Origin of the sequence: Nocardia jiangxiensis NBRC 101359 (genome assembly GCF_000308615.1) — a bacterium.
Taxonomy (GTDB): domain Bacteria; phylum Actinomycetota; class Actinomycetes; order Mycobacteriales; family Mycobacteriaceae; genus Nocardia; species Nocardia jiangxiensis.
Window position 1 is genome coordinate 1 of sequence record NZ_BAGB01000051.1, and the last position, 7,479, is coordinate 7,479.

Sequence of the window (7,479 nt, forward strand, 5' to 3'; positions counted from 1 at the left end):
CGGCCGGCCGATGAACGTCACCACCAACGCCGCGATCACCGCCGCGATCACGATCAGAATCGGCAACTCCTGCCAGAACGGCCGCTGCTTCTTCTGCTTCTTCCCCCGCGATCGCCGACGGCGCGGCACCGGCGCGCTCGCACCGTCGTCGTCCACCTCGGTCGACGCCCTCGAGTCGAATTCGTCTGCCACGCCGAACAGGTTATCCCGCCCACACCTGCGGCGGTGACCGGGATGTCGACAAGTGCCGCAACGCGTTCGACGCGACCCGATCAGTTCGTCTGCGGATTCTGCGATCGCACCGGGCCGATCCTGTTGAGCGGCCAGATCTTGAACACCGCCTTACCGCGCACATCCGTCACCGGCACGGTGCCGGTGTACTGATCGTCGATATGTCCGCGCGAGTCGAGCGAATTGTTGCGGTTGTCGCCCATCACCCACAGATTGCCCTCGGGCACCTTGATCGGCCCGAACTCCCGCCCGGTCGGGTTCGTCGAAACGCCCATCGCGGTCTTGACCGCGAACGGCAGTCCCGGCTGATACGGAAACATGTAGTGGGCGTACGGCTCGTCGAGCGGCTTGCCGTCGACCAGCACACGACCTTGCGCATCACAGCACTGCACGGTCTGACCGCCCACCGCGATCACCCGCTTGACCAGATCGTTCTCATCCGGCGGCACCAGACCGAAGAAGGAGAAGAAGTTCTGGATCCCCCGGACGACGCCGTTGCTCGATCGCGTCGAGTGGTAGCCCTCGTCCCAGGAACTGCTCGGCGATTTGAACACCACCACGTCGCCCGGCTGCGGATCGCCGAAGTCGTAACTGAGCTTCTCGACGTAGATCCGGTCCTCGGTGCAACCGGTACAGCCGTGCAACGTCGGCTCCATCGAGCCGGACGGAATCTGATACGGCCGGCCGACGAACGTCACCACCAACGCCGCGATCACCGCCGCGATCACGATCAGAATCGGCAACTCCTGCCAGAGCGGCCGCTGTTTCTTGCGCTTGTTCCCGCGCGACGAATCCACCCGTGACCGGCGCGGCGTGAATCCGCCCGCGCGCACGTCGTCGGATTCGCGCACCGTCTCACTGTCCCGCGTCACGACGAACAACCTAGCCGCACTTCGCATTCGCGGGCGGATCGATGACCTGAGAAAATGACCTGAGAATACGAAAAGCCTCCGGCCCGACGGCCGGAGGCTTTCGAACAACGCATTCCCGTCAACGGGATGTGTTCAGCGCTTTTCCTTGATCTTGGCGGCCTTGCCGCGCAGATCGCGCAGGTAGTACAGCTTGGCCCGGCGGACATCACCGCGGGTCACCACATCGATGTGATCGATGTTGGGGCTGTGCACCGGGAAGGTGCGCTCGACACCGACACCGAAGGAAACCTTGCGGACCGTGAAGGTCTCGCGGATGCCGCCACCCTGACGCCGGATCACGGCGCCCTTGAAGACCTGGATGCGCTCCTTGTTACCTTCGATGACCTTCACGTGCACATTGATGGTGTCACCCGGCCGGAAGTCGGGGACGTCGCTGCGCAGCGACTTTTCATCGACGAAGTCGAGGGTGTTCATTTCCGTCCTTGTGGAGTTCGCGTGAACAGAGGAACCTGGCGGCGCGCACTGGGCACTCGACCGGTTCGTGCTCCGGATATGGGCGGTGCGCTGGGCAGATCTGCCCAAGGCAACCCGATTATTGTGCCAGAGGTCCGCACGCGACCGTTAATCGGCCCCGGTCCGGCGGCTGTGACCGGGAATTCTCGGCAGGGATTGTCCGATCGGATGCGGCGGCGCGGGTGCGGGCACCACCGTGCGGGCCAACTCCTCCTCGGCCGCCACCCGCATGTGCGCGACGGCGTCGGGCTTCCCTGCGATCAGATCCTGGACGAAGATCTTCGCACGGATCACCGGGCGCCGGTAACGGCGTTCGCGCCGGATCGCGCGTTGCATCAGCCGCGGCCGGGCGGCATACCGCCAGCGTGCCCACGGTGCGCCGGGCCGGCTCAGCCGCAGTGCGCCGACGAACAGCAGGGGCAGGAAGAACATCCCGAACAATCCGGTCCAGATCTTGCCCTTGACGATGACGATCGCCGCCAGCAGCAGATTCACCAGGGCGAACAGGCTCAGGAAGGTCCGGCCCGTGGGGCTGCGGTCGTGCCGGATATCCCCGACGTCCAGCAGCCACAGCGGATGAAAGCCCAGTAGGAGCAGTCCGGTCACCGCCAGGGCGACGAAGACCGCGTCGACCGAGGTCCGGCCCTGCTCTTCCCAGTAGACGTCGCGTAGGTAGTAGATGAGGGCGAACTCGTCCAGGACCAGGGCCGCGCCGAGACCGAATACCGAGGCCAGCGCGCTGACCGTGCCTACCCCGTCGTTGTAGAGGGTGACCAGGCCGATCCCGGACAGCAACACCAGCACCACGCCGAACACCATGTGGTGGATGTGCACGTCGCCCGCGCGCAGATTGCCGGGCCACCAGCGCACCCGTTTGCGGATCAATCGAACACTGAGCCTGATCAGCAGGAACCCGACGATGAAGCCGAGCAGGAAGCACAGCAGCGGCAGACGGCCGTGCGCGACCACGGTCTCGTCCAGCCACCGTCGCATATCTGCCATGTCCCGTCATCTCCGCGACCCGGGCGCACGAGCTGCCGGGCCCGGGCCCGCATCACCCGCCCAGCCACATTGTGCAGCACCACCGGCCCCGGCAGGGCGCATCCTGTCCGGGATGCGGACCACCGGGCCCGGACCGCCGCGTACTGCGACGAGCCTACTTACCGAATCCGGCACGGCGCAGCGCATCGGCCATCGCACCGGTCGGCTCGGATGCGTTGCGGCGCTGCTGGTTCCGCCCTTGCTGGTTACGGCCCTGGCCCTGCTGACCACGACCCTGCCCGCCCTGCTGATTGCGGCCCTGCCCACCCTGTTGACGCGGATTGCCGCCACCGCGCTGGCCGCCCTGCTGCCGCGGACGCGAATCGCCGCGCTCCGGCTTGCCCGCACCGGGCTCGTCGTCCAGACGCAGTGACAGGCCGATTCGCTGCCGGGCCACGTCGACCTCGAGCACCTTGACCCGCACCACGTCACCGGACTTCACGATCTCGCGCGGATCCTTGACGAAGTTGTGCGACATAGCCGAGACGTGCACCAGACCGTCCTGGTGGACACCGATGTCGATGAAGGCGCCGAAGGCCGCGACATTGGTGACCACACCCTCGAGCACCATGCCCGGTTGCAGATCGGCGACCTTCTCGATTCCGGCGGCGAATTCGGCGGTCTTGAACTCCGGGCGCGGGTCGCGACCGGGCTTCTCCAGTTCGGAGATGATATCGGTGACGGTGGGCACACCGAAGCGCTCGTCGGTGAATTCACCGGGGCGCAACGCGCGCAGCACGGTGGTGTTGCCGATCAGCCCGGCCACATCGCGACCGGTGGACTCGAGCATGCGCCGCACGACCGGATACGCCTCCGGGTGCACCGCGGAGGTGTCCAGCGGGTCGTCACCTTCGCGGATGCGCAGGAAGCCCGCGCACTGCTCGAATGCCTTGGGGCCAAGCCGCGGCACCTTCAGCAGGGAGTTGCGGTTGCGGAACGGGCCGTTCTGATCACGATGCGCGACAATGGATTCCGCCACCGACGACGCGATGCCCGACACCCGCGACAGCAGCGGCACCGAGGCGGTGTTCACATCGACGCCGACCGCGTTCACCGCATCCTCGACCACCGCACCCAGCGAGCGGGCCAGCAGCGTCTCGGAAACGTCGTGCTGGTACTGGCCGACGCCGATGGACTTGGGGTCGATCTTCACCAGCTCGGCCAGCGGATCCTGCAGGCGGCGGGCGATGGAGACCGCACCACGCAGCGAGACATCCATATCCGGCAGTTCCTGCGACGCATAGGCCGATGCCGAGTAGACCGACGCGCCCGCCTCGGAGACCACGATCTTGGTGGGCTTGTTCTCCGGGATACGCGAGATCAGTTGCACGGCAAGGGCGTCGGTCTCGCGCGAGGCGGTGCCGTTGCCGATGGCGATGAGTTCCACATCGAACCGGGCGACGAGTGCGCCCAGTACGGCCAGGGATTTCTCGGTCTGCCCCTGCGGCTTGTGCGGGTAGATGACCTCGGTGGCCACCACCTTGCCGGTGCCGTCGACCACCGCCACCTTGACGCCGGTGCGATAGCCCGGATCCAGGCCCATCGTGGCGCGGGTGCCCGCGGGGGCGGCCAGCAGCAGATCGCGCAGGTTGTTGGCGAAGACGTCGACCGCGTCCTTCTCGGCGGACTGCCGCAACCGCATCCGGATATCGATGCCGAGGCTGACCTGCAGCTTGGTCCGCCACGCCCAGCGCACGGTGTCCAGCAGCCAGGTGTCCGCCGCGCGCCCCTGTTCGGCGATGCCGAACTTCAGCGCGATCCGGCCCTCGAAGATGGTGCGCTCACCCTCTTCGGGCTCCTCGGCGTCGGGCTGGAGGTGCAGGGTGAGCACCTCTTCCTTCTCCCCGCGCAGCAGCGCCAGGATGCGGTGCGAGGGCAACGTGTCGAACGGTTCGCTGAATTCGAAGTAGTCGGCGAATTTCGCACCCGCCTCCTGTTTGCCCGCGCGCACCTGGGAGCTGACCTGACCGCGGCTCCACATCAGCTCGCGCAACTCGCCGACGAGGTCGGCGTCCTCGGCGAAACGCTCCACCAGGATCGCGCGGGCGCCGTCGAGTTGTTCGGCGGTGTACTGGGCCGGATCGGTGGCCGGATCACCGATCAGGGCGTCGGCCACCGGTTCGTGACCGGCCTCGCGAGCGATCTGGGCCTTGGTGCGACGCTTGGGCTTGTAGGGCAGGTAGATGTCCTCGAGCCGGGCCTTGGTCTCGGCGAGCATGATCTGCTGCTCCAGCGCGGCGTCGAGTTTGCCCTGGCCGCGAATGGATTCCAGGATCGAGGTGCGCCGCTCGTCCAGCTCGCGCAGGTAATGCAGCCGCTCCTCGAGCTGGCGCAGCTGCGCGTCGTCCAGACCGCCGGTGACCTCCTTGCGGTAACGGGCGATGAACGGCACGGTGGATCCGCCGTCGAGTAGCTCGACCGCGGCGCGCACCTGCTCGTCCCGCACATTCAACTCGTCGGCGAGGCGACGGCCGACGCTGGCCAGATGGACCGGCGCGGTCGCATCCGGCGCGGTATCGCCGCCCGCGGCGGTCGTGTTGACGGCATCGTTGCTGCCGGATTCGCTGCTGACGGTTTCGGAGGCTGTCGTCACGCCCGCAGACACTACCGCCGCACCCCGACAGGTAGCCACAGCCCCGCGCCGAATCGGCCGCAGCCGCACCCTTTTCGAATGGCCGCACCCGTTGCGCAGGGCCGATCCGGGACGCGCAACGCCCGCCCGAAGTCGGGTTCAGCGGGTCGAGGAACCCAGGTAGACCAGCAGGTCATCGATCAGATCCGCGGGCGCGGCCCGCCCCTTGCCGTCCGCGGCGAGATGTCCCGCGGCGGCCAGATCCGCCGCACCGTGTGCGAGCGCGCGCAGCAACGCCGCCATCCGCTCCGGATCACCCCCGGGCAGTGCGTGATCGGACTGCGCCTGAGCGACCAGCGCTGTGAGCGCCTGCTGCGCGTTGTGCGCGACCTCGGCCAGCTCCGGGGATTCGTTGGTCCAGCGACCGAAGACCAGTTTGAAGCGCGCCGGATGCTCGTCAGCCCAGGCGATGTACCCGTGCAGCACCGTGCGAACCTGCTGCACCGGATCCGGCTGCTGCGCCACCAGTTGCGCGAATTCCATTGCCCGTGCGGACAACTCGCGCGCGGCGACCGCCGCGAGCAACGCCTCCTTGTTGGCGAAATGTTTATAGGGCGCGTTGTGTGACACTCCGGCCCCGATACCGACCTCACGCAGCGTCACCGCCTCCACTCCGCCGAAGTCCAGCAGACGAAGGGCGGAATCGAGGAGAACATCGCGAGTGCTCGACGGCATCCGAACATCCTAATCCGAGGTTGACAACGTCAACCCCGCCACTTAGGTTGACGTTGTCAACCTCATCTGACCGGGGAGAAATCATGAACACAGCACAATCCGCAGTGGTCACCGGCGCGACCGGCGGCATCGGAGAGGCCATCGCCCGCCGACTGGCCGCGACGGGCCGGAGCGTCGTGCTGGTCGGCCGCGATGCCGCACGCCTGTCCGCGGTGCTGCGGCGAATCCGGGACGTGGTCCCCGACGCCGACCTGCGAGCCGAACTGGCCGATCTGTCGCTGCTGCGCCAGGTGCGCGCGCTCGCCGATCGGCTCGACCCCACCGGGATCGACATCGTGATCAGCAACGCCGCGGTGGTCGCACCGCTCGCCGATCACACCTCCGAAGGAATCCAGCGCACCGTGGCGACGAACCATCTCGCGCCCTATCTGCTGCTGCGCTCGCTCGGCGAATCCCTGGCCGCCACAGGACGATCCGCGCGACTGGTCGTGGTCGGAGCCTCACCCGCCGCATTGCGCCGGCTGCCCGTGAACCTGGACGATCCGGGCCTGGCCGATGAAGCGCGTATCGGGGTCCCGCCGAGTTTCCGGCCCTTCGTCGCCTACGGCCGCACCAAGAATATGAACGCCATGTTCGTCTACAGCCTGGCGCGACGACTGGCAGGCAGCGGCGTCACCGTGAACGGCGCACATCCGGGAATCATCCGCAACACCGGCCTGGGCCGGGAATCCGCCCGAGGACTGTTGCGGGCCTTCGCCTGGACGCAGTGGGTGAATCCGTTGCTACCCGGCCCCGAGGCGGGCGCGGACACCCCCGTCTGGCTCGCCACCTCCCCCGAACCGGACGGGGTCACCGGACGATTCTTCGTGCGCCGCAGGGAAGTCCGAACCGCACCGCACACCACCGATCCGGCCCGGCTGGACCGTCTCTGGGACATCAGCGCCGCGCTGACCGGTCTCCCGGCGTGAGCGGTGAATCGGAACTTATTGCGGCGGTAGCAGATCCGGGCGGCGCTCGCGCGTGCGGGCCAACGACTGCTCATGCCGCCAGGCATCGATCCGCGCGTGATTACCGGACAGCAGGATCTCCGGGACGTCCAGTCCGCGCCAGCTGACCGGGCGGGTGTAGCTGGGGCCCTCGAGCAGTCCGTCGGAGAACGAATCCTGTTCGTGCGACTGCTGATTGCCCAGCACACCGGGACGCAGGCGTACCACGGCCTCGGTCATCACCAGGACCGCCGCCTCACCGCCGATCAGCACGTAATCGCCGATGCTGACCTCCTCGACGCGCACGCGCCGGGCCGCATCGTCGAAGACACGCTGGTCGATACCCTCGTAGCGACCGCAGGCGAACACCAGATGGCGTTCGTCGGACCAGCGGTGCGCGGTGGCCTGCGTGAACGGAACACCCGCCGGGGTGGGCACCACCAGCAGCGCGTCGTCGGGGCAGACCTCGTCGAGCGCATCACCCCACACCGTGGGTTTCATGACCATGCCGGGGCCGCCGCCGTAGGGC

7 protein-coding genes and 1 pseudogene are annotated in these 7,479 nt (G+C 67.6%); 1 reads left to right on the forward strand and 7 read right to left on the reverse strand.

The window, feature by feature from the left end:
- The 6 genes and pseudogenes from ON40_RS23625 to ON40_RS23650 form a co-directional block, all read right to left on the reverse strand.
- Nucleotides 1-192: pseudogene (locus tag ON40_RS23625) on the reverse strand (signal peptidase I); the annotation flags it as partial.
- Between the two features lie 80 nt (nt 193-272).
- Entirely contained in the window at nt 273-1,130 is an 858-nt protein-coding gene (gene lepB / locus ON40_RS23630) for a signal peptidase I (protein ID WP_083895868.1), read from the reverse strand.
- Nucleotides 1,131-1,235: 105 nt separating this feature from the next.
- Entirely contained in the window at nt 1,236-1,577 is a 342-nt protein-coding gene (gene rplS / locus ON40_RS23635) for a 50S ribosomal protein L19 (RefSeq protein ID WP_040826229.1), read from the reverse strand.
- A 147-nt stretch (nt 1,578-1,724) separates the two neighbouring features.
- Nucleotides 1,725-2,609, reverse strand: a complete 885-nt coding sequence (locus tag ON40_RS23640) for a hypothetical protein (protein ID WP_040826230.1) — start codon at nt 2,607-2,609, stop codon at nt 1,725-1,727.
- Between the two features lie 163 nt (nt 2,610-2,772).
- Nucleotides 2,773-5,142 carry a Tex family protein gene (locus ON40_RS23645; RefSeq protein WP_040826237.1) on the reverse strand — a complete coding sequence of 790 codons (2,370 nt, stop codon included), beginning with the start codon at nt 5,140-5,142 and terminating at the stop codon, nt 2,773-2,775.
- Nucleotides 5,143-5,388: 246 nt separating this feature from the next.
- Complete coding sequence (locus ON40_RS23650; protein ID WP_040826232.1) at nt 5,389-5,964, reverse strand: TetR/AcrR family transcriptional regulator; 576 nt, start codon at nt 5,962-5,964, stop codon at nt 5,389-5,391.
- Between the two features lie 83 nt (nt 5,965-6,047).
- Here ON40_RS23650 and ON40_RS23655 point away from each other — a divergent pair, with 83 nt between their 5' ends.
- Nucleotides 6,048-6,932: an SDR family NAD(P)-dependent oxidoreductase gene (locus ON40_RS23655; RefSeq protein WP_040826233.1), complete on the forward strand. Its 885-nt coding sequence runs from the start codon at nt 6,048-6,050 to the stop codon at nt 6,930-6,932.
- Between the two features lie 15 nt (nt 6,933-6,947).
- Here the strand turns inward: ON40_RS23655 and trmD are convergent.
- On the reverse strand, nt 6,948-7,479 hold a 532-nt coding region (gene trmD, locus ON40_RS23660), incomplete at its 5' end, for a tRNA (guanosine(37)-N1)-methyltransferase TrmD (protein WP_040826239.1).